Source organism: Neisseria sp. P0019.S003, assembly GCF_051957115.1.
Lineage (GTDB): Bacteria > Pseudomonadota > Gammaproteobacteria > Burkholderiales > Neisseriaceae > Neisseria > Neisseria flavescens_D.
The window spans coordinates 577,131-599,388 of sequence record NZ_JBQCWT010000001.1; the positions used below are offsets into that span (position 1 = coordinate 577,131).

22 protein-coding genes and 1 pseudogene are annotated in these 22,258 nt (G+C 49.9%); 14 read left to right on the plus strand and 9 right to left on the minus strand.

Annotated features, from left to right (window positions below):
• Positions 1 to 2: 2 nt before the first annotated feature.
• Positions 3 to 1,856, minus strand: a complete 1,854-nt coding sequence (gene secD / locus ACTHTS_RS02715) for a protein translocase subunit SecD (RefSeq protein WP_440369134.1) — start codon at positions 1,854 to 1,856, stop codon at positions 3 to 5.
• Between the two features lie 75 nt (positions 1,857 to 1,931).
• Positions 1,932 to 2,198, minus strand: coding sequence for a preprotein translocase subunit YajC (yajC, locus tag ACTHTS_RS02720; protein WP_003675720.1), 267 nt, complete (start codon positions 2,196 to 2,198; stop codon positions 1,932 to 1,934).
• A 177-nt stretch (positions 2,199 to 2,375) separates the two neighbouring features.
• On the opposite strand from yajC, the gene ACTHTS_RS02725 reads away from it, so the two are divergent.
• The 5 genes from ACTHTS_RS02725 (at position 2,376) to copM (ending at position 8,426) form a co-directional block, all read left to right on the plus strand.
• Positions 2,376 to 3,434 carry a histone deacetylase family protein gene (locus ACTHTS_RS02725; RefSeq protein WP_440345733.1) on the plus strand — a complete coding sequence of 353 codons (1,059 nt, stop codon included), beginning with the start codon at positions 2,376 to 2,378 and terminating at the stop codon, positions 3,432 to 3,434.
• 233 nt (positions 3,435 to 3,667) lie between these two features.
• The gene (locus ACTHTS_RS02730) at positions 3,668 to 4,732 is read left to right on the plus strand and encodes a 2,3-butanediol dehydrogenase (RefSeq protein WP_003745670.1); all 1,065 of its coding nucleotides are present in this window, start codon (positions 3,668 to 3,670) and stop codon (positions 4,730 to 4,732) included.
• Positions 4,733 to 4,850: 118 nt separating this feature from the next.
• Entirely contained in the window at positions 4,851 to 5,993 is a 1,143-nt protein-coding gene (locus ACTHTS_RS02735) for an NADH-dependent flavin oxidoreductase (protein WP_440369135.1), read from the plus strand.
• A gap of 212 nt (positions 5,994 to 6,205) precedes the next feature.
• Positions 6,206 to 7,801 carry a peptide chain release factor 3 gene (locus ACTHTS_RS02740; RefSeq protein WP_440369136.1) on the plus strand — a complete coding sequence of 532 codons (1,596 nt, stop codon included), beginning with the start codon at positions 6,206 to 6,208 and terminating at the stop codon, positions 7,799 to 7,801.
• 241 nt (positions 7,802 to 8,042) lie between these two features.
• Complete coding sequence (gene copM / locus ACTHTS_RS02745; protein ID WP_070843383.1) at positions 8,043 to 8,426, plus strand: CopM family metallochaperone; 384 nt, start codon at positions 8,043 to 8,045, stop codon at positions 8,424 to 8,426.
• Positions 8,427 to 8,450: 24 nt separating this feature from the next.
• On the opposite strand, the pseudogene ACTHTS_RS02750 reads toward copM, so the two are convergent.
• Together ACTHTS_RS02750 and ACTHTS_RS02755 are read right to left on the minus strand one after the other, a co-directional pair.
• Positions 8,451 to 8,561 (minus strand): annotated as a pseudogene (locus ACTHTS_RS02750) (IS3 family transposase); the annotation flags it as partial.
• 138 nt (positions 8,562 to 8,699) lie between these two features.
• A complete protein-coding gene (locus ACTHTS_RS02755; RefSeq protein WP_440369137.1) occupies positions 8,700 to 9,470 on the minus strand; it encodes a sulfite exporter TauE/SafE family protein in 771 nt (256 codons plus the stop codon).
• Between the two features lie 196 nt (positions 9,471 to 9,666).
• Between ACTHTS_RS02755 and ACTHTS_RS02760 the strand changes: the two genes are divergently transcribed.
• Positions 9,667 to 10,212 carry a TIGR00645 family protein gene (locus ACTHTS_RS02760; protein ID WP_308887660.1) on the plus strand — a complete coding sequence of 182 codons (546 nt, stop codon included), beginning with the start codon at positions 9,667 to 9,669 and terminating at the stop codon, positions 10,210 to 10,212.
• A gap of 69 nt (positions 10,213 to 10,281) precedes the next feature.
• Here the strand turns inward: ACTHTS_RS02760 and ACTHTS_RS02765 are convergent, their stop codons facing one another.
• Both ACTHTS_RS02765 and ACTHTS_RS02770 read right to left on the minus strand, forming a co-directional pair.
• Positions 10,282 to 11,232, minus strand: a complete 951-nt coding sequence (locus ACTHTS_RS02765; RefSeq protein ID WP_070583619.1) for a bile acid:sodium symporter family protein — start codon at positions 11,230 to 11,232, stop codon at positions 10,282 to 10,284.
• A 206-nt stretch (positions 11,233 to 11,438) separates the two neighbouring features.
• Positions 11,439 to 12,326, minus strand: coding sequence for a YicC/YloC family endoribonuclease (locus ACTHTS_RS02770; RefSeq protein ID WP_440369138.1), 888 nt, complete (start codon positions 12,324 to 12,326; stop codon positions 11,439 to 11,441).
• Between the two features lie 138 nt (positions 12,327 to 12,464).
• Between ACTHTS_RS02770 and rph the strand changes: the two genes are divergently transcribed.
• The 7 genes from rph (at position 12,465) to ACTHTS_RS02805 (ending at position 17,497) form a co-directional block, all read left to right on the plus strand.
• Positions 12,465 to 13,193 (plus strand): ribonuclease PH, encoded by a 729-nt coding sequence (rph, locus tag ACTHTS_RS02775; protein WP_440369139.1) that lies wholly within the window; start codon positions 12,465 to 12,467, stop codon positions 13,191 to 13,193.
• Between the two features lie 171 nt (positions 13,194 to 13,364).
• The gene (locus ACTHTS_RS02780; protein WP_004519299.1) at positions 13,365 to 14,585 is read left to right on the plus strand and encodes an aspartate kinase; all 1,221 of its coding nucleotides are present in this window, start codon (positions 13,365 to 13,367) and stop codon (positions 14,583 to 14,585) included.
• Between the two features lie 336 nt (positions 14,586 to 14,921).
• The gene (locus ACTHTS_RS02785; RefSeq protein WP_440369140.1) at positions 14,922 to 15,572 is read left to right on the plus strand and encodes a hypothetical protein; all 651 of its coding nucleotides are present in this window, start codon (positions 14,922 to 14,924) and stop codon (positions 15,570 to 15,572) included.
• Positions 15,573 to 15,651: 79 nt separating this feature from the next.
• Positions 15,652 to 15,978: a purine permease gene (locus ACTHTS_RS02790; RefSeq protein ID WP_223168895.1), complete on the plus strand. Its 327-nt coding sequence runs from the start codon at positions 15,652 to 15,654 to the stop codon at positions 15,976 to 15,978.
• A 69-nt stretch (positions 15,979 to 16,047) separates the two neighbouring features.
• The gene (locus tag ACTHTS_RS02795; protein ID WP_440369141.1) at positions 16,048 to 16,371 is read left to right on the plus strand and encodes a dimethyl sulfoxide reductase; all 324 of its coding nucleotides are present in this window, start codon (positions 16,048 to 16,050) and stop codon (positions 16,369 to 16,371) included.
• Between the two features lie 93 nt (positions 16,372 to 16,464).
• Positions 16,465 to 16,875, plus strand: a complete 411-nt coding sequence (locus ACTHTS_RS02800) for a hypothetical protein (protein ID WP_440369142.1) — start codon at positions 16,465 to 16,467, stop codon at positions 16,873 to 16,875.
• A gap of 187 nt (positions 16,876 to 17,062) precedes the next feature.
• Positions 17,063 to 17,497: a hypothetical protein gene (locus tag ACTHTS_RS02805; protein ID WP_440369143.1), complete on the plus strand. Its 435-nt coding sequence runs from the start codon at positions 17,063 to 17,065 to the stop codon at positions 17,495 to 17,497.
• A 76-nt stretch (positions 17,498 to 17,573) separates the two neighbouring features.
• Here the strand turns inward: ACTHTS_RS02805 and ACTHTS_RS02810 are convergent, their stop codons facing one another.
• Together ACTHTS_RS02810 and ACTHTS_RS02815 are read right to left on the minus strand one after the other, a co-directional pair.
• Entirely contained in the window at positions 17,574 to 18,014 is a 441-nt protein-coding gene (locus ACTHTS_RS02810; protein WP_440369144.1) for a DNA polymerase III subunit chi, read from the minus strand.
• Positions 18,015 to 18,050: 36 nt separating this feature from the next.
• Positions 18,051 to 20,537, minus strand: a complete 2,487-nt coding sequence (locus tag ACTHTS_RS02815) for a heavy metal translocating P-type ATPase (protein ID WP_440369145.1) — start codon at positions 20,535 to 20,537, stop codon at positions 18,051 to 18,053.
• Between the two features lie 361 nt (positions 20,538 to 20,898).
• On the opposite strand from ACTHTS_RS02815, the gene ACTHTS_RS02820 reads away from it, so the two are divergent.
• A complete protein-coding gene (locus ACTHTS_RS02820) occupies positions 20,899 to 21,024 on the plus strand; it encodes a hypothetical protein (protein WP_003678791.1) in 126 nt (41 codons plus the stop codon).
• A 68-nt stretch (positions 21,025 to 21,092) separates the two neighbouring features.
• Here the strand turns inward: ACTHTS_RS02820 and hflX are convergent, their stop codons facing one another.
• A complete protein-coding gene (gene hflX, locus ACTHTS_RS02825; RefSeq protein WP_440369146.1) occupies positions 21,093 to 22,253 on the minus strand; it encodes a GTPase HflX in 1,161 nt (386 codons plus the stop codon).
• Positions 22,254 to 22,258: the final 5 nt, after the last annotated feature.

Below are 22,258 nucleotides of genomic sequence, written 5' to 3' on the forward strand. Positions count from 1 at the left end.
TTTTACTCCTTGCCTTCTGCCATTTCAGCTTTCGGCTTCCATACCGAACCAATGGAAATATTCCGCAATTTGCGACGGCGGCCGTACCACAGGTTAACCAAAGCACGGAACACGACCACAGATGAATACATCGAGGTCAGAATACCGATACAGTGTACAACGGCAAAACCGCGTACAGGACCGGAACCGAATACCAACAAAGCGATACCGGCAATCAGGGAGGTCAAGTTGGAGTCGACAATGGTTGCCCAAGCGTGTTGGAAACCGAGGTTGATGGCCTGCTGCGGTGCGACACCGGCACGCAGTTCCTCACGGATACGTTCATTAATCAACACGTTGGAGTCAATCGCCATACCCAAGGTCAAAGCCAAGGCGGCAATACCCGGCAAGGTCAGCGTTGCCTGCATGGCAGACAAAATACCCACCAAAAACAAGATATTGGTACTCAAGGCAATGGTAGAGAAGAAACCCATCAAGCGATAGTAAATCACCATGAATGCAGCAACAGCGGCAAAGCCCCACAAGGTAGAGTGGAAACCTTTTTCAATGTTTTCTTTACCCAAAGACGGGCCGATGGTACGTTCTTCGACAATCTGCATCGGCGCGGCCAGCGAACCGGCACGCAGCAACAATGAAGTATCGTTGGCTTCGGCTGTCGTCATGCTGCCGGAAATCTCCACGCGGCCGCCGGTAATGGCGGCACGGATGACAGGCGCGGTCACGACTTCGGATTTACCTTGGTCGATCAACACCATAGCCATACGTTTACCCACATTGGCCGAAGTCAATTCGCCAAAAATGCTGCCACCTGCGCTGTCCAGGCTCAGGCTCACGGCAGGCGCACCCATTTGGTCAAAGCTAGGTTGCGCATCGTTGATATTGTCGCCGGTCAGTTCAACTTGTTTGTTGACCAAGATAGTTTCCGGATGATCGCCACCGCTTGACAGCAATTCGTAACCGGTCGGCACATTGCCGTTCAAAGCTTCTTGCAATTTGATCGGATCGTCTTCCACCATGCGTACTTCCAAAGTCGCGGTACGGCCGATAATGTCTTTGGCTTTGGCAGTATCTTGCACGCCCGGCAGCTGTACGACAATACGGTCCAGGCCGGATTGTTGGATAACCGGTTCGGCTACGCCCAATTCGTTCACACGGTTGTGCAACGTATTGATGTTTTGTTTAACTGCATCAGAACGTACTTTATTGATTGCCTCTTCAGACAAAGTCAGCACGATATTGTTGCCGTCTGCAACTAAAGTGGCTTCAGGGAACAATTTTTGCAACTGAGGCAAGGCTTTTTGTACATCGGCAGCATCTTGCAAAGGCACGGTCAGACCGTTTTCAGTCTGATGCACCGTGCCGGTACGGATTTTTTCGCGGCGCAATTCGCGGCGGATATCGCCGGAATAACGTTCAAACGTTTTCTGCATCGCGGCTTTCATGTCCACCTGCATGGTGAAATGCACGCCGCCACGCAAGTCCAGACCCAGGAACATCGGATTGGCTTTGATTTTCGCCATCCACTCAGGACTGTCTGCCAACAGGTTGAGCGCGGTAATATAGCCCTCGCCCAAAGTATTTTCGATGACGTCGCGCGCTTTCAATTGCGTTTCGGTATCTTTGAAACGCACTTTCAGCGAGTTGTCGACGATGAACATACCATCAGTCTGAATACCTGCCTGTTTCAGCGCGGCATCCACTTTAGACTGGGTTTGATCGTTGATCACGATGGCTTGTCGGTTGGTCGATACCTGTACGGCAGGCGTTTCACCGAAAAGGTTGGGCAGCGAGTAAACAGCCGCAACCACAATCGTGAACGCAATCAGCAGGTATTTCCATAAAGGATAACGGTTCATGGTAAACCTTTGCTTTATTTATAAAGGCAAACAGCCGCGCTCGGAAAATGAGGCGGCTTTTTGCAAAAAAACGGATTATTCGGCTTTCGCGGCAATCGCGTTGCGCTCAACTTCCACTTCGATTTTCGCACCTTGACCGATGTCGACAGTGTAGAATTGCTCGCCGACTTTGGTCACACGGCCTTTGAAACCTGCTGCCAAAACGACTTTATCGCCGACTTTCAAAGCGGCCAACATCGCTTGGTGCGCTTTGAATTTCTTTTGTTGAGGACGCATAATCAGGAAGTAGAACACCACCATGATCAGCACTAAAGGGGCAAATTGAGCCACTGCTTGATTCATAATATATCCGTTCTTTCAAGTTTTAGATTAAGTAAAAAACTGCACACTGCAATCAAATACATTGGTTGGACTGCAAAATTGAGCTATTCTAAAGGCCGTCTGAAAAATTTCCAAGTATTTCCGTATTTATTAACCATATTTAGCAGTCTTTACGACTTGTCCGACACATACTGTTCCATGTTCAAAAAAATCCTTTGGCGCATCAGCACCCGCCTACGCCGTTTGTTTGGCAAAAACGCCCGCACCGTATGGATTTCGCATCCGATATTCCTACAGCACCAGCCGGGGTCCAACCATCCCGACAGGCCCGAACGCATCAGCGCCATTCAAACCGCCTTAAAACAAGAAGGCATTTGGCGTCGCCTGCAAACCACCGAAGCACCGGAAATCAAAGATGCGCAGCTGGCATTGGTCCACTCGCGCAACTATCTGCACGAGTTGGAAGCCGCCCAGCCGCTCCCCGGCAAAATCCACCGCATCGATGACGATACGGTCATCTGCCACGACTCCCTTCAAGCCGCCCGTTTTGCGGCCGGAGCCGTTGTCAAGGCAGTCGATATGGTGATGAATAAAAAAGCCTGGCATGCTTTTTGCGCCATCCGCCCGCCAGGTCACCATGCCCACAGCAACAGCGCCGGCGGATTTTGCCTGATCAACAACGTTGCCGCCGGCGTGATGCACGCCATTGCCCAATACCGCTTGCAACGCATCGCCGTCATCGATTTCGACGTCCACTTCGGCGATGGTACGGCGGAGATTCTCCAAGACGATCCGCGCGTGATGTTTTTCAACCTGTTTGAAACCGACATCTTCCCCTTCCCTCAGGCGGAACAATACGCCGGCAATAAAAATATGCTGCATACGCCCCTCAAACCGGGCACAGGCAGCCGTATCTTCCGCACGACCATCCGCGAACAATGGCTGCCCAAGCTCACGGCCTTCCGCCCCGAGTTGGTGTTGCTTTCGGCAGGTTTTGACGGGCACAAACAAGACGAAACAGGCCGTCTGAACCTGCATGAAGCCGATTTTGCCTGGCTGACACACAAAATCGTCCAAGCAACGGCAAGCTGTCAAGGACGTGTCGTTTCCGTACTGGAGGGCGGATATACCTTGGAATCCATGTCTAAATCCGCCGCCGCCCACATCCGCGTATTGGCTGGCTTAAGCAAGGCCGACTACGTCATCGCCTACCAAAAGCATCTGAAGCGCGGCAAAAGTAACAATCCTACACCATAACGCATTCAAACTATTGCCCCAGGCCGTCTGAAAACAGATTATCCATTTCAGACGGCCTTTTTTTTCATTTACAAACTTTAATTTGAGCAAAGACAAACCATTTCCATATTATCAGTAGTAAAATAACAAACATAAAACATATCAATAAAAACATTTCACACGCCACACTGCTTCCCTTTCCCCAATTGACCGTCTTTTTCAGACGGCCTCCACTTAAAAAAAGGAGCGTTACAATGAAAGCAGCACGTTTTTACAACAAAGGCGACATCCGCATCGAAGACATTCCCGAGCCAACCGTAGCTCCGGGTACTGTCGGCATCAATGTTGCGTGGTGCGGTATCTGCGGTACCGACCTGCACGAATTCATGGAAGGCCCGATTTTCATTCCGCCTTGCGGTCATCCACACCCAATCTCCGGCGAGTCAGCCCCTGTAACCATGGGTCACGAGTTCTCCGGCGTGGTTTATGCCGTAGGCGAAGGCGTGGACGACATCAAAGTCGGCCAACACGTTGTCGTTGAACCATACATCATCCGCGACGACGTACCGACCGGCGAAGGCAGCAACTACCACCTCTCCAAAGACATGAACTTCATCGGCTTGGGCGGCTGCGGTGGCGGCTTGTCTGAAAAAATTGCCGTTAAACGCCGTTGGGTACACCCTATTTCCGACAAAATCCCATTAGACCAAGCTGCTTTGATTGAGCCTCTGTCTGTCGGCCACCATGCTTATGTACGCAGTGGCGCGAAAGAAGGTGATGTCGCATTAGTTGGCGGCGCAGGCCCAATCGGTTTGCTGTTGGCTGCCGTACTGAAAGCCAAAGGCATCAAAGTCATCATCACCGAATTGAGCAAAGCACGTAAAGACAAAGCACGCGAAGCCGGTGTGGCCGACTACATCCTCGACCCATCCGAAGTCGATGTCGTTGAAGAAGTGAAAAAACTGACCAACGGCGAAGGCGTAGACGTTGCATTCGAATGCACCAGCGTCAACAAAGTGCTGGACACCATGGTCGAAGCGTGCCGTCCGACTGCGAAAGTCGTCATCGTATCCATTTGGAGCCACCCCGCTACCATCAACGTCCACAGCGTTGTGATGAAAGAGTTGGACGTGCGCGGCACCATTGCCTACTGCAACGACCACGCCGAAACCATCAAATTGGTTGAAGAAGGCAAAATCAACCTTGAGCCTTTCATCACCCAACGCATCAAACTGGACGAATTAATTTCCGAAGGCTTCGAGCGCTTGATCCACAACAACGAATCCGCAGTAAAAATCATTGTCAATCCTAATCTTTAATCCTAAGGCTTAAAGAATAAACAGGCCGTCTGAAACTTTTCAGACGGCCTGTTTACTTGATAAATTCCCGAATGGCCCAATCCTCTGCCAACCATTCACTTATCAAGAGCAAAATCTCATGAATCCAAAATACGCCCCACTCTTTCAAACATACACCCTCAATAACGGCGTAACCATCAAAAACCGCCTTGTCGTCGCCCCCATGACCCATTTCGGCTCACAAGCCGACGGTTTGATCAGCGACCAAGAGCGTACCTTCCTCAGCAACCGCGCAGGCGATATGGGCATGTTTATCACTGCCGCCACTTTGGTTCAAAAAGACGGCAAAGCCTTTCACGGCCAACCTGAAGCCACAGGAGAACACTGCCTCGACAGCCTGAAAAAAACCGCACAAATCCTGCAACAACAAGGCGCAAAAGCGATTTTGCAAATCCATCACGGCGGCTCCAAAGCCATTGATGACCTTTTGGACGGTCTCGACAAAATCAGCGCTTCCGCCAGCGAAGCCGAACACGCACGCGAAGCGACCGCAGAAGAAGTCGAAGCACTCATCGCTTCTTATGCACAAGCCGCCGATTTGGCGCTTCGTGCCGGTTTTGACGGCGTGGAAATCCACGGTGCCAATACCTATCTGATCCAACAGTTTTACTCTGCCCAAAGCAACCGCCGCAACGACCAATGGGGCGGCAGCTTGGAAAACAGAATGCGCTTCCCTCTGGCCGTTATCGATGCCGTGGTTGCCGTCCGTGAAAAACACCAGCGCGACGACTTCATTATCGGCTACCGCTTCTCCCCTGAAGAACCGGGCGACAACGGCTTAACCATGATCGAAACCGGCGCACTGATTGACGCATTGGTACAAAAACCGCTGCAATATCTGCACGTTTCCTTGTGGGAATTTGATAAAAAAATCCGTCGCGGCGGCGATACCGCCCAAACCCGTATGCAGTTCATCCACGAACGCATCAACGGCAAACTGCCGCTTATCGGCGTGGGCAACCTGTTTACCGCCGACCAAATTTTGGCCGCTTATGAAACCGGCTGGGCAGAATTTATCGCATTGGGCAAAACCGTGATGATTAATCCGCACATCGCCACGCAAATCCGTGAAGGCCGCGAAGATGAAATCGAAACGCAACTCGACCCGACACGCGCCGACCATTACGGCTTACCCGACACCTTGTGGGGATTTGCCTCCAGCGGTACGCAATCATGGCTGCCGCCGGTAAAAGGCGCAGAATGGAAACCGATGGATATTTAATCATCGATTCATAGCATAAGGCCGTCTGAAACTTTTCAGACGGCCTTTGTCTTAGTGCAAACATTGAATTATCAAGCATTTTTTTGTACAATTCCGCATCTTTCAATCTATTGCAGGGCGTGTTGCACACCCCTTATTTTAGCCTGTTTTCCAACACCCATATCCTTCAGGCCGTCTGAAAAAGCGGCCTGAAACTTTTTGCAAAGAAAACCATGTCCCAAGAAATCCTCGACCAAGTGCGCCGCCGCCGCACGTTTGCCATCATCTCCCACCCTGACGCGGGTAAAACCACGCTGACCGAAAAACTGCTGCTGTTTTCAGGTGCGATTCAAAGCGCGGGTACGGTAAAAGGCAAGAAAACCGGCAAATTCGCCACCTCCGACTGGATGGACATCGAGAAGCAGCGCGGCATTTCCGTGGCTTCATCCGTGATGCAGTTCGACTACAAAGACCATACCGTCAACCTCTTGGACACACCGGGACACCAAGACTTCTCCGAAGATACCTACCGCGTATTGACCGCCGTGGACAGCGCCTTGATGGTCATCGACGCGGCAAAAGGTGTGGAAGCGCAAACCATCAAACTCTTGAACGTCTGCCGCCTGCGCAATACGCCGATTGTTACGTTCATGAACAAATACGACCGCGAAGTGCGCGATTCTCTGGAATTGCTGGATGAAGTGGAAAACATCCTGCAAATCCGCTGCGCACCCGTAACCTGGCCGATCGGCATGGGCAAAAACTTCAAGGGCGTGTACCACATCCTGAACGATGAAATCTATCTCTTCAACGCAGGTGGCGAGCGCCTGCCGCACGAGTTTGACATCATCAAAGGCATAGATAATCCTGAATTGGAACAACGCTTTCCATTGGAAATCCAACAGTTGCGCGACGAAATCGAATTGGTGCAGGCGGCTTCCAACGAATTTAATCTCGACGAATTCCTTGCCGGCGAACTCACACCCGTATTCTTCGGTTCGGCAATTAACAACTTCGGTATTCAGGAAATCCTCAACTCATTGATTGAATGGGCGCCTGCGCCGAAACCGCGCGACGCGACCGTACGCATGGTCGAGCCGGACGAGCCGAAATTTTCCGGATTTATCTTCAAAATCCAAGCCAATATGGACCCGAAACACCGCGACCGTATCGCCTTCTTGCGCGTCTGCTCCGGTAAATTCGAGCGCGGCATGAAGATGAAACACCTGCGTATCAACCGCGAAATCGCCGCCTCCAGCGTGGTAACCTTCATGTCGCACGACCGTGAGCTGGTGGAAGAAGCCTACGCCGGCGATATTATCGGTATCCCGAACCACGGCAACATCCAAATCGGCGACAGCTTCTCCGAAGGCGAACAACTGGCATTTACCGGCATCCCATTCTTCGCGCCCGAATTGTTCCGCAGCGTCCGCATCAAAAACCCACTGAAAATCAAACAACTGCAAAAAGGCTTGCAACAGCTTGGCGAAGAAGGCGCGGTACAGGTTTTCAAACCGATGAGCGGCGCGGATTTGATTTTGGGCGCGGTCGGCGTATTGCAGTTTGAAGTCGTTACCTCGCGCCTCGCTAACGAATACGGCGTAGAAGCCGTGTTCGACAGCGCATCCATCTGGTCGGCGCGCTGGGTATCGTGCGAAGACAAGAAAAAACTGGCGGAATTTGAAAAAGCCAACGCAGGCAACCTTTCGATAGACGCTGGCGGCAACCTCGCCTACCTCGCGCCTAACCGCGTCAACCTGAACCTGACGCAAGAACGCTGGCCGGATATCGTGTTCCACGAAACACGCGAACATTCGGTTAAACTGTAAAACGCAAAGGCCGTCTGAAACTTTCAGACGGCCTTTTTTTCATTCGATATCAACCCAATAAATCCCAAGCAAACTTCCCAATGGTCAGGCACAGCAGCAACATAAATCCGTAACGCAGCTCAAATATTGTCTTATTTTAGCTTTTAGTACCTCACCAAACATTTTCGGAATAAATGTTGACTTTAACCTTAGGTCAAAGTTCATAATTTGTGCTCCTTCAGTTATCACATAGGCTAAAAACATGAAAAAACTTATGACTTTTATCACACTTAGCGCTATTGCAATTTCAAATTATGCCCAAGCTAATGGACAACCTCATCAAGCACACATGAATATGTCAATGTCGGCAGATTCTGCAATGCAACAAGAATTAATGCAAGGTATGGATCAAATGAATCAAGACATGATGGCAGCTGCGCAATATAAAGATCCTGATGTTGCTTTTGCAGCAGGTATGTTGCCACACCATATTGGCGCAGTAAAAATGGCGGAAGTTGAATTAAAATACGGAAAGGATCCTGAGATGCGTAAGCTTGCTGAGGATATTATTAACGCACAACAAGCGGAAATTGAACAAATGCAAAAATGGCTTAAAGCACACAACAAAAAAAGCTCCGTAAAATGATCTGACCCCAAAAGTTAGACTGATTTAGTTCAAGGACTGAGTTCTGTAATTCACAGAGCTCAGTCCTTTTAGTTTCCCCTGAATGCGCTCATGGTTGTAATAATGAATGTACTCATGAATCGTTTTTTCCAGTTGTTAGAACGTCTCAAATCATTAATCTGACACAAGAACGCTGGCCGGATATCGTATTCCACGAAACACGCGAGCATTCGGTTAAACTGTAAAATGCAAAGGCCGTCTGAAACTTTCAGACGGCCTTTTTTTCATTCGATATCAACCCAATAAATCCCAAGCAAACTTCCCAATGGTCAGGCACAGCAGCAACATAAATCCATAACGTAGCAGCTTGGTGCCGCCGCGTATTGCCAAGCGCGCGCCGACCACGCCGCGGCATAAATTCGCCACCGCCAACGGTATCGCCCATGCCCACACAACATGGCCTTGCGGAATAAAAAACGTCAGCGCGGCAAGATTGGTGGTCGAATTGATGACCTTTGCCGAGGCGTTGGCCGCTAAAAAATCATAGCCGTAAAAGCGGACAAACACAAAAGCCAACAAGCTGCCCGTTCCCGGCCCGAACACGCCGTCGTAAAACCCGATTAACGCGCCGAAAAATAAGCCCCATAAAGTTTCGCGGCGCGTCAGCTTTTCAGTGCGCACCGTCTGCCCCAAGTCTTTTTTCAAAAAAGTGTACAAACACATGGCAATCATGATGACCAACATTGCCGGTTTCATGTATTGCACAGGGAAATACACCACCGTTTTCGCGCCCAAATATGAAGCGGCAAATGCCAACGCCGCGGCAGGCAGCAGCATTTTCCACGGTACGGGGATTCGGCGCAGATATTGCCCCGTCGCGGTCAACGTGCCGCAGCAGGAAGCAAATTTATTGACACCCATCACCGAGGCCACAGGCGTAGCGTTTGGCAATAGGTTGAACAATCCGGGAATCTGCAACAGCCCGCCGCCACCAACCGCCGCATCCATCAACCCAGCGGCAAAGCCGACCAATACCAGATAATAAAAAAACGAATCTGCAAGCATGATGTCCATCTCTAAAAAGCAAAGCGATTTTGCGCATGTTTGCCTGTCCTGACAACCTACAAGGCCGTCTGAAAAACAAGGAACGATATTCTGTTTTCAGACGGCCTTTCTTTTTAAATTCAGCCGCTCAAATTGCAGCTTAAAAATTTTTCCATTAAAATGCCGCCCCTTATCTTTCCTACACACAACACATTTTATGGAACATTCCTCCCCGACCAAACGCACAGCCCACGACCGAATGGGCATCTTCGCGCATTTCATTTTCGCCAGCCGCTGGCTGCAACTGCCGATTTATATAGGCTTGATTATCGCCCAAGTCATTTATGCCTGTAAGTTCCTCAAATCATTGTGGCACTTGGTATCCAATTTCAGCATTATGGATGAAAACACCATCATGATCGCCGTATTGAACCTGATTGATGTCGTGATGATTGCCAACCTGCTGACCATGGTCATTGTCGGCGGCTACGAGACCTTCGTTTCCCGCCTCCACGTTGACGAACATCCCGACCAGCCCGAATGGCTCAGCCATGTCAATGCTTCGGTTTTGAAGGTTAAGCTGTCGATGTCCATCATCAGCATTTCCTCCATCCATCTGCTGCAAACCTTCCTCAACGCCGCCAATCTGTCGGAAAAACAAATCATGTGGCAATGTATTACCCACATCTGTTTCCTGATTTCCGCCCTCGCCATGGCTTTAACGGACAAAATCGTGTACAGCACGACGCATAAAGCGCATTGATAAAAAGCAATCAAAAGGCCGTCTGAAATATTTCAGACGGCCTTTTGTTATCTGGCAATGTTTACCGGCTTATTGCTTACGCTTGTCCCACCAAGCAAACAAGTTACCCAAAACCGTTCCCGATACAGAGTGCCAAACGCAGGCAACGGCGGCGGCAACGGCAGACTCGGCATTACCGGGGAAGAATTTAGCGCTCAAACCGGTGGCAAGTCCGGCATTTTGTACGCCGACTTCGATGGCAAGGGTGCGTTTTTTGGCGGTGTTCATGCCGGTCAGTGCGCCGCTGTAATAGCCAAGGATGTAGCCGCCAATGTTGTGGGCAGCGATGGCGAGTACCATCACGAAGGCGGATTCAGCAAAGCGGTGGCCATGAACGGCAGCAACGCCACCAACGATGCAGGCAAACGCGACAACGGCAACGGCTGGCATAATCGCGCGCACGTCTTCAAACCAATGTTTTTTATGCAGCAATATATTGGCGACAGAACCGATAACGACAGGCAACAGGGTAACGAGCAGCATAAATTTGAACATACCCCAGCCGTCCATTTCGACGGTTTGTCCGACCAAATAAGTCATCCACAGCGGCGTCATCACAGGCGCGAGGACGGTGGAAACCGTGGTCATGCCGACCGAAAAGGCCACATCGCCTTTAGCCAAAAAACTCATGATATTGGACGAAACGCCGCCCGGGCAGGTACCGACCAAAACCAGACCTAGCGTCAATCCGGGCGAAAGGTCAAAGGCTTTGGCAATACCGATAGCAAGCAGGGGCATAATCGTGTATTGGGCGATGGCGCCGATAAAAATATCGAGCGGACGTTGTGCCAGAATTTGATAATCTTCTTTACCCAAAGTCATGCCCATGCCGAGCATGATGATGCCGAGCACAACGACTTGCGTATCGCCTTTTACCCATGAAAAAGTGGCAGGCTCAATAAAGGCTATGATGGAGGCAAGGACGATAATCAGGGCGGTGAAGCGGGTCATTTGCCGACTGATAGCGGTCAGAAAGTTCATGTTTTTACTCCTTTGTATGTTCTTATCATGACAATAATTGCCATAATTTAACACATGTTAACTCTTATGCGCAATTACAGTAACGAAACAGGAAATCCATCATCCAATAATGTTTAAAAACAAACCACACTAACTCCACCCAATATCAACACAAAGGCCGTCTGAAACTTTTTCAGACGGCCTTGTTTTATCTGTTCGTTATCGATTTATTCGATATTTTGAACCTGTTCGCGCATTTGTTCGATTAAGACTTTCAGTTCAACCGACGCTTGCGTGCATTCGGCAGCAATGGCTTTGCTGCCCAATGTATTGGCCTCGCGGTTGAGTTCCTGCATCAAGAAATCCAAACGTTTGCCTGCGCTGCCCTTGCCTTCGGTAACGATACGGCGTACCTCGGCGATATGGGTGCGTAAACGGCTGAATTCTTCATCCACATCGGATTTTTGAATAAACAAAGCAAATTCCTGTTGCAGGCGGTCGTTGTCGATATTGCCGACGGCTTCTGACAAACGGGCTTTGACTTTGTCCATATGCGCCTGCAAAAGGCTTGGGAACAGCTCGTTCAAAGCATCCACAATCTCTTCCATAGCGGTCAGACGTTGCAATAAATGTTCGCCCAGTTTTTTGCCTTCGCGTTTGCGGGCGGCGGTAAACTCTTTCAACGCGCCGGTCAATAAATCTTTGACACCTTTCGCCAAAGCTTCCGAATCTTCGCTCTGTCCGGCCAAAACGCCGGGGAAACGCAAAACGTCGGCCACGCTCAGCTTGCCGAAATTGTGTTCCTTGCGCCATTCTTTGTTCAAATGCGCCAGCTGTGCGACCAAATCCTGATTGACTTCCAAAGTCTGCCCGCCCGAGGAGGCATCCTGCAGCTGGATGCGGCATTCCAATTTACCGCGTGCCACGGCCGCGGCAATCTGCTCGCGCAACGCTCCTTCCAAATAGCGCAACTCTTCCGGCATACGGAATTGGACATCCAAATAACGATGGTTGACCGCGCGGATTTCCAAATTAATCCGTTTGCCTCCGCATTCGCCTGCGGCATTGGCAAAGCCGGTCATGCTGTGGATTTGAATAGTTCGTCTTGTAGCCATGGTTTTACTCCGTTTCCAAATACGAGTGAAAGTACGGATACTATAACACACCCGACCGACGATTTTCAGACGGCCTTTGGTGCCAAATTCCTCTATAATTCAAGGCAACCTGTTTTTTATTTCCCCCAAAGGACCATCATGAGCGACTACACCCGCACCGGCCGCGCCGCCGACAGCCTGCGCAACATCAAAATTACGCCCAATTTCCTGCCACACGCCGACGGCTCCTGCCTTATCGAGTGTGGCAACACCAAAGTGATTTGCACTGCCTCCATCGACGAAAATGTCCCACCGTTCCTGCGTGGTAAAGAACAAGGCTGGGTAACGGCCGAATACGGCATGTTGCCGGCTTCTACCGCCTCCCGTATGCGTCGTGAAGCCGCCGCAGGCAAACAGTCCGGCCGCACACAAGAAATCCAACGCCTGATTGGCCGCTCGCTGCGCGCCGTCGTCGATATGGAAAAACTCGGCGAACGCCAAATCCTGATTGACTGCGACGTCATCCAAGCCGACGGCGGCACGCGTACCGCCTCCATTACCGGCGCCTACGTTGCCCTGCAAATCGCTGTGGACAAACTGCTTTCAGACGGCCTTATCAGCGAAAACCCGATCCGTGAAGCCGTTGCTGCCGTTTCCGCCGGCGTGGTGGGCGGTGTACCGCTTTTGGACTTGGACTATCCCGAAGATTCAGGCTGCGAGAGCGACGTTAACATCATCATGACCGCATCCGGCAAAATTATCGAAATCCAAGGTACGGCCGAAGGCGCGCCGTTTACCATCGAAGAATTGGGCAAGCTGATTGCCTTGGCGCACAAAGGTATTACCGAATTGGTGCAACACCAGCAGGCCGCCCTTTTGTCCCGATAAGCAGCAAGGCCGTCTGAAAGATTTCAGGCGGCCTTTTTTAACCCCGTCCATTTATGCGCATTTACTCAAAAAAGCGCGTTCTATCCTTGAATTCCATGTAAAAAATAGTAATAATAACCCTTTTTCCAGCAAACCAAGCTGCCCGACAACCCCCACAAGAAAGCACGAAACATGGCGTTAATCGTACATAAATACGGCGGCACATCAGTAGGCTCGCCCGAACGCATCAAAAACGTAGCCAAACGTGTCGCCAAAGCCCGCGCCGAAGGACACGACATCGTAGTCGTCGTATCTGCCATGAGCGGCGAAACCAACCGACTGGTCGCCCTGGCGCACGAAATGCAAGAACATCCCGATCCGCGCGAGCTGGACGTCGTCCTTGCCACCGGCGAACAAGTGACCATCGGCCTGCTGGCCATGGCGCTGAAAGACATCGGCGTTGACGCCAAAAGCTACACCGGCTGGCAAGTCGCCCTCCAAACCGACACTTCCCACACCAAAGCCCGCATCGAAAACATCGACGACGAAAGAATGCGTGCCGATTTGGCCGCCGGTAAAGTCGTTATCGTAGCCGGTTTCCAAGGCATCAGCAGCGAAGGCAATATCTCAACCCTCGGTCGTGGCGGTTCCGACACCTCCGCCGTTGCCATTGCCGCAGCCCTCAAGGCTGACGAATGCCAAATTTATACCGACGTAGACGGCGTTTACACCACCGACCCACGCGTCGTACCCGAAGCGCGCCGCATGGACACGATCACTTTTGAAGAAATGATCGAATTGGCCAGTCTCGGCTCAAAAGTTTTACAAATCCGCTCCGTAGAATTCGCCGGAAAATACAAAGTACGCCTGCGCGTACTCAGCAGCCTGCAAGATGGCGGCAACGGCACCCTGATTACCTTTGAAGAGGACGACAACATGGAAAGAGCAGCCGTAACCGGTATCGCATTCGACAAAAACCAAGCACGCATCAACGTACGCGGCGTACCTGACAAACCCGGCGTTGCCTACCAAATCCTCGGCGCAGTTGCCGATGCCAACATCGAAGTCGACATGATCATCCAAAATGTTGGCAGCGAAGGCACAACCGACTTCTCCTTCACCGTTCCACGCGGCGACTACAAACAAACCATCGAACTGCTGCAACAACGCCAGGACAGCATCGGTGCCGCCTACATCGACGGCGACGACACCGTATGCAAAGTCTCCGCAGTCGGCTTGGGCATGCGTTCACACGTCGGCGTGGCCGCCAAAATCTTCCGCACCCTCGCAGAAGAAGGTATCAACATCCAAATGATTTCAACTTCCGAAATCAAAGTATCCGTCCTGATTGACGAAAAATACATGGAACTGGCCACCCGAGTTCTACATAAAGCATTCGACTTAGGCAACTAATTCCAGCCAATCAAAAAGGCCGTCTGAAACTTTATTGTTTCAGACGGCCTTTTTTATTCCTTTCGCATTAATCAAAAACATCTTAATAAAAAAATCTACTTTAGCTCAAAACAGCGTATCCTGGCTTACTGTTACCCTTGTTAATTTCATTATATGTTCAATATTTTACAACCATCCACCTTCGCCGTTTAATTCCAAAAACATACCACTTAACCTAATTTATGAAAAATACACAAATCTGTAATAAAATAGAACAAAAGTACAAACAATTATCTACGCTCATCAATAAAAACAAATTTCCCCCAATTTTCTCCTAACTTAAGAAGGAATCCTAATATGAACGTATTAAACAAATTCGGTATGCTAATCTTGACCGCTTCCCTGCTGGCAGCCTGCGGCGACTCCGGTAATAAAGGCAGCAGCGACAAACCGGCAGAACAAGTTGCCCAAAGCGAATCTAGCCCGGCCAACAAATACGAAAAAGCCCTGAGCGAATTCCCGGAAGCAGATCCTAAACTGGCCGAACCTATCGTCATTTCCGATAAAAAATCTCCAGACGGTCTTGCCGAATTGCAAAAATTCATTCACTTTACCACTGGTGAAGAAGCTCAAAAAATTACTCAGCTAGGCCTAGAATTGCAAAACTTGGCTAACCAAAATAAAGAAAAAGAAGCTTTGGAGCAGATGAACAAACTGACGGCCGCACTGGAACAATTCCATCAGAGCGCAGCTGCCCTCGACATCAAAGATCCTGAAATCAAAGCAGTTCTGGATCGTGCATTACAAGTCAGCAGTGCTGCCAACAACATGATGATTTATGCAGGCAAACATGCTTCTGAGCTGACTATCAACGGCAAAGATAAAGATTCGCTCAAATTTGCCAATGATTTCCAAGAAAAATCTCAAAAATTGCAAGAAACCCTGCGTGCAGCCAATCAAGAAGTACAAAAAGCTGCCGAAGCTTTAGGCAAAAAATATTCCCAATAAGCCTATTGTTTCCGATAAATAGCGGTGGTATCGGTAATATCGATACCACCTTTCCAAACCCTAAGTCAGGCCGAATACAATGAATAATCTTAATCCTTCACTCCCCTGCCCACATTGCCATGCCCCGATCCAAGGCGGATTGGTTAAAGGATTGGCCGCAGTCAAAGAATGCCCTTCCTGCCATAAAAAAGTCAAATTCAAAAAGCCGCCTGTTGGCGAATATTTCAAAGCTTTACTGAAGCCTTTTGCTATTTTTGTAGTAGTTGTCTGCATCGTAGCGGCAATACTGATCAGCCTGTTTGGTACATTTCCCCCATATATCAGTACGGCATTAGTTATAGGCTTTCTTGTCTACTACATTATCCCGATTCAAAACAAACTTTCATCTTTTGAAAAAGACGAATAAACATATACGTTGCCCATCCAATCTACTTTACCGGATGGGCAATACCTTATACGGCCCAATAAAAAAATAATGAAATCGTCCCCATTTTCTTGTCCTCATTGTTCCAATCCGATTCGGGGTAGTGCATTCAAAGGACTGAAAAGCATTAAAGAGTGCCCGACCTGCCACAAAAAAGTCCGCTATAAGCAGCCGACTGCAAAAGAAATCCGCCAAGCGACATGGAAAAAGAGCGTTATTTTCATCGCCCTGCTTACCTTATACCTTGCCTTTCTGATTGCACTATTTCGCGCGGATATTCCTTTTGCGTATCTCATCCTCCCTATCGTGATTTATTTGGTTGCTGTCTTCCAGCCTGCCATTATCAAGCTTTCTTCATTTGAGAAAGACGAATAGCCTGTTTCAGACGGCCATCGCCTTTAATGACAAGGTTTGGCCAATACCGATTTTAATCCTTATCCCCAATATTCCCTCCAAGGCTTTTATTACATGAAACGTCCAGTCCCTGTTACCATCGCCGCAGCTCTCTATTTCATCCTAACTGCCCTTGTCTGTTTTACCACTGTTGCTCTTGCGATTTATTCGGGCGATTTACTGATAGAGGTTGCAGCCTTGGCATTCCCTTTCCTGCCTTGGTGGCTGTCTATGCCCCTATACTTCATCCTCCTTTCCTTGCCGGTATTTATTGCTGTCGGCCTGCTTTCAGGCAACCGTTCTACCCGTTGGCTGGCTATTGTGCTGGCGGCCGCTTCGCTAATCATGGTGTATAGCGATATGGCGAGCTATAGTTCTCAACAAATCATTATTCAATCCATTCTCCACCCTGTTTTGCTGCTCCTTATCTTCAATCCGGTATCCAACCGCTATTTCGCCAACTCGGCTTCAAAAACCGAATCCTGAACCATCGGATTTTGACTTCAAAAAAACTTAAGGCCGTCTGAAACCCTTGCCCTTACGCAAATCTTTTTCAGACGGCCTAAAATAGAATGGCCTTTTCAGACTGTCTTTTCCTAAGGCAGCCCTTCATACAAGCAATAATGCGTTTCCTTTAGCAGCTTTAAATACCAAACTGTAAGCAAACAAACCCATGAAATCAGTTTTTCCTATTTTCTTTATCCTGCTCAACTTATTCTTCATCCTTTATTTGCCACGCAAACTATCCATATGGATTCGTCTAGCGCTTTACCTATCTATCGGTGGGCTGTTTTATTTATGGATGTCCAACAAATCTACCCTGACCTCCCTATTTGCACACACCCTGTCATTGCAGCCATTCGACGTATTTCATGAGACAATCGGTTTTTCATTATTGGTTACAGTCTTCCTCAATCTATTTGACTTGCTTGCCGTACCTTCGATTGTCCGTTTCCCCAACTTAATCCTCAAAAATCCCCAACACCACCATCAGTCTGTTCAATGGTATCTTGCCAACACCTCCCTTTTTGAACGCTTTTTCCACTATTTCTACTCTTTCTGCTGTTGCCTCATATTTTATGGCATATGGCACGAAGCCTTCCGATAATCAATCTAAAAAATAAAGGGACATCATCAAAATGTCCCTTTGTTTATATTCAGACGGCCTTGAATATCTTCAATACTCAATCCTTCCCTTCTCTCGAAAAATGCTCAATCTCAAATCCGCTCTGACGATAAGCTCGGAAACGGTCTCGGGCTTCGGCCAAATCTTCTAAGCTGTTGCCCACAATTTCAAGGATACGGTTTGGAATGGCCGGGGCTTGGCTCCAGAAATCGGCAGACAGGTTCAAAACTGTCCAATCCTGCGGAATATTCGGCAATGTATTTCCAAACGCAAGCAATACCGGCGTTTCAGACGGCATGGGGTCGGTAGGCAGCCAAACTTCATGCGGAATAAAGCTTTCGGGAATCTGCTGCCATAAATCAACGTCGAGTTGCTGCACTGCCGCAGAAGAATCCGACCACACCAAAATCTGCCCGCCATCGCGTATGGCGCGCGCAATCAGGCGGCAGGCAAAGGCGGCCGGTTGGGCGACGTGTGTATAAAAAGTGGCTTTAGGCATGGTGTATTCTTTCGTTTGAGCAATGGATTGCCGTTTTCAGACGGCCTTTTTGGTTTTCAACAATCTCAAGGCATTGCCCAACACCAGCAGCGAGCTGAAACTCATGCCGAGCGCGGCGATCCATGGGGTAACGTAACCAAACACGGCCAATGGAACGGCAACCAGATTGTATGCGCTCGCCCAAGTCAGATTTTGGCGGATGATTTGATGGGTGCGGCGTGCCTGTTCCATCATCACGGGCAAAACGTTCAAATCATCATTGAGTAAAACCACATCGGCACCGTCTCGCGCCACATCGGCACTCGTTGCCACGGCGGCCGACACGTCGGCTTGGGCAAGGACGGGGGCATCGTTGATACCGTCGCCGATCATCATGACTTTACGTCCTTGTTTTTGCAGATTTTCCACATAAGCCAGCTTGTCTTCAGGCGTGGCTTCGGCGCAATAAGCATCCAAACCCAGCTCTTGCGCGACTTGGGCTACGGCAGCCTGACGGTCGCCGCTTAAAAGGTGCAGACGGATGCCATGTTGTTTCAGGTTTTGCAACATTTCAGCGGCGCTGTCTTTGATTTGGTCTTCCAACAAAAAGGCCGTCTGAAAACCGCTTTGATTGCCCAAGAAAATAATGCCGCCGGTGTGGTCGATATGGGCAAATGCTTCGGGAAGATTACCGGCAATTTCCGAGACAAACGCTGCTTTGCCCAAAGCCCAAACTTGGGTTTCGCCATCAAATTCGATTTGCGCGCTGACGCCGTGTCCGATACGGTTGACCCGTTGCTGCACTTTTACATCAAGCGCGGATACAGGGCCATCTGAAAGCGTATGGTTCAAAATGGCACGGGCAATGGGGTGTTCGGATTGCTGTTCCAATGCTTGGGCGATAGTAAGGGCTTGGACTTCGTTCAGACGGCCTGCGGACAACATACGGCTGACGGAGAGCTGTCCTTTGGTCAGCGTACCGGTTTTGTCAAACACGACATCGTCAATTTGGGCAAGCGTTTCCAGGCTTTGTTTGCCGCTGATAAGAATGCCGTCTTTGGCAAGCGCACCGGTCGAAGCGGCCAGCGCGGTCGGAGTAGCGAGCGACAAGGCACACGGGCAGGTAATGACCAGCAGGGCAACGGTAATCCACAAGGCGGTGTGTGCGTCTGCATACCAAGCCCAGCCGATAAAAACAGGAATTGCAAGCAAGAGTTCGCCAAACACAAAACTGGACGCATATTTTTCGGCCAACTCGGCGGCACGCGGTTTTTGCGCCAATGCACGGTCGAGTAGTTTGACGATATGGGACAGGCGCGTGTTGCCGCCGGTATGATCGGTGCGGATGATTAAAGGGCTGCTGGTGTTAAGCGTGCCGGCGGTTACTTTTTCAGACGGCCTTTTCACAATGGGCAGGCTTTCGCCGGTTAACATGGCTTCGTTAACCTCACTCTCGCCGGACAAAACCGTACCGTCCACCGGAATAACTTCGCCGGGTTTCACAACAATCGTATCGCCGATATTGAGGCGGACGACCGCGGCTTCCTCGATGGCTTCGCTTTCCGGATAAGCCGGCAAACGGTGGCAGAATGCCGGAACCAGTTTGACCAACCGCTCCGCCGCATCGCCTGCTTTGCGTCGGGCAATCTGTTCCATAAAACGCCCGCCCAACAGGAAAAACAGCAGCATGGCGATGGATTCAAAATACATACCCTGCCCTGCGTTGGTAGCCAGGCTGTAAATACCGGCGATAAAGGTCATCACAATGGCAATGGCAATCGGCGTATCCATGCCGACACGGCGGTTTTTCCAGTCACGCCATGCGCCGCGGTAAAACGGCAACGCGCTGTAAAACACAACGGGCAACACCATCAAAAAGCCGCCCCAATGCAGGATTTCCAAATAAAGCGGCTCGATGTCGCCGCCGTAAAAATAAGTCGGCAGGGCAAACATCATCGTCTGCATCATACCCAGACCGGCCACGGCCAATCTGACGATAAACTGTTTGCGTTCCTTCTGCGCCTGCACTTCGATTTTTTGCGCATCATAAGGCGCAGCGGTATAACCGGTTTGGCGGATTTTAAGCAAAATGTCCGACAATTCGATGTGGGCGCTGTCCCACACCACGCGGCAGCGGTGGGTGCTGTAATTCAAATCCACGCGCACTACGCCCTTCATGCGCAACAACTGCTGCTCAATCAGCCACACGCACGCGGCGCAGGTAATGCCGCCCAGCATCAACACCGCCTCGCGTTCATCCCCTGCGCCGACCTCGACAAAATCCGCCTGCACTTCGGGCAAATCGTATAGCTTTAATTGCGACAACACTTCCGGTGGCGGCAATTCGGATTTTTCCGCGTCTGCGGTACGCTGTTTGTAATAATTGCCCAAACCTGCATCGATGATACTCTGCGCCACTGCTTGACAACCGGCACAGCAGGTTTCGTGTTCTTCGTCTTCAAAACGAACCGTCAGATGCAGATGCTCCGGGACTTCAAGTCCGCAATGGAAACAGTTTTTTTGGGGATGTGTGGAAGATGTCATAATGTGTTCGATTTATTTTTCAGACGGCCTGAAACAACCGTCCCAGGGTGTTACATTTTAGCAAAAAGCGTTTTTCCGCCTCTTTTCATTCAATTTTGAATTAACAGGCTGTCGGACTTTGTAAAAAATATGGAAAACAAAGTATTGACCGTTCATCAAACGATGAACGGTAACATATAAATACCGTTTATCTTTAAAAACTTCCGATTATTTTAATGTAAAAATGGAACTTTTTTAAAAATTCCGATACATTCTTTGTTGACCTCAGCCCATTTAAGCAGCATACTTTAGGCATTCCGCGAAGACGGAAATCAAAAAACACACATTTACTTATAAAACTAACTTATTGGGAAACCTCACCATGATTGATCGCCTTATGCCTATCTTCGCCGTTATCGGCATTTTGTCCAGCACCGTATACCTGAGCCTCGCCGCTTGGATGCTTTACGAAAGCGTGTTCAAAAAGAAAAGCCCTCTATCGGCATAATCCTCAGATTTAGAATTTTACGGTAAGGCCGTCTGAACATTCAGACGGCCTTGTTTCATTCCATACTATCAAGCATTCGGCTGTACGGCCAATTCAATCATTGCTTCGCGCAAACCGTCCAAGCCCAAACTTTCGGCAACGGAAACATTCATGCCGACCGCCTGTCCGGAATTGTCGCGCAAAATGCCTGCTTCACGCATACCCGACGGCAGCAAATCGATTTTGTTGTACACCACCAATTGCGGAATTTCATGCGCGCCGATTTCTTCCAAGACCTCGTTGACATCGTCCATCTGCCGTTCAAAATCGGGATTGGACGCATCAACGACGTGCAATAGCACATCCGCCATCGCCGTCTCTTCCAAAGTAGCGGAAAACGCCGACACCAGCTTGTGCGGCAAATCGCGGACGAAGCCGACGGTATCGGTCAAAATCACGCTCGCCTCATGCGACAGGAAAAGCCGGCGCGCAGTGGTATCCAAAGTGGCGAACAACTGGTCTTTCGCCAATACGTCCGCTTTAGTCAAACGGTTGAACAGGCTGGATTTTCCGGCATTGGTATAACCGACAATGGCAAAGGTTTTCAGACGGCCGCTCATGCGCGATTTGCGGCGCGTGGCGCGTTGTTTGCGGACATCGGCAAGCTGTTTTTTCAATGCCGTGATTTTTTGTCCGATTAAACGGCGGTCGGTTTCCAGCTGGGTTTCGCCTGGCCCTTTCAAGCCGATACCGCCCTTCTGACTTTGCAAATGCCCATAACCGCGTACCAGCCGTCCGCTTAAATGGTTCAACTGAGCCAGCTCCACCTGCAACTTACCTTCCTGCGATTGGGCGCGTTTGGCAAAAATCGCCAAAATCAAACCCACTCTATCGAGGACGCGGCATTGAAGCTCTTTTTCCAGATTACGCTCTTGTGTCGGCGTGAGTTCGTGGTTGAACACAACCAACCCGACATCATGCTGCTTAACCACTGCCGCCAACTCTTCCGCCTTGCCCGTACCGACAAACAAAGCGGGATGCAGTTTGTCGCGGCGTGAAGTTTCGATAAAAACCAAATCGCCGCCGGCCGCGCCCACCAATTCTGCCGCTTCGGTCAAGGCCGTCTGAAAGCTGCGCTCGCGCGTTTCGTTTGCGCCGGAATAGTCCGCCGTCAGCATCACGCCGACCAAGAGGACGCGTTCGGGCTTTTCCAAAGATTTATCGACGGAAAACAGATTGCGCTTGCTCAAAAAAT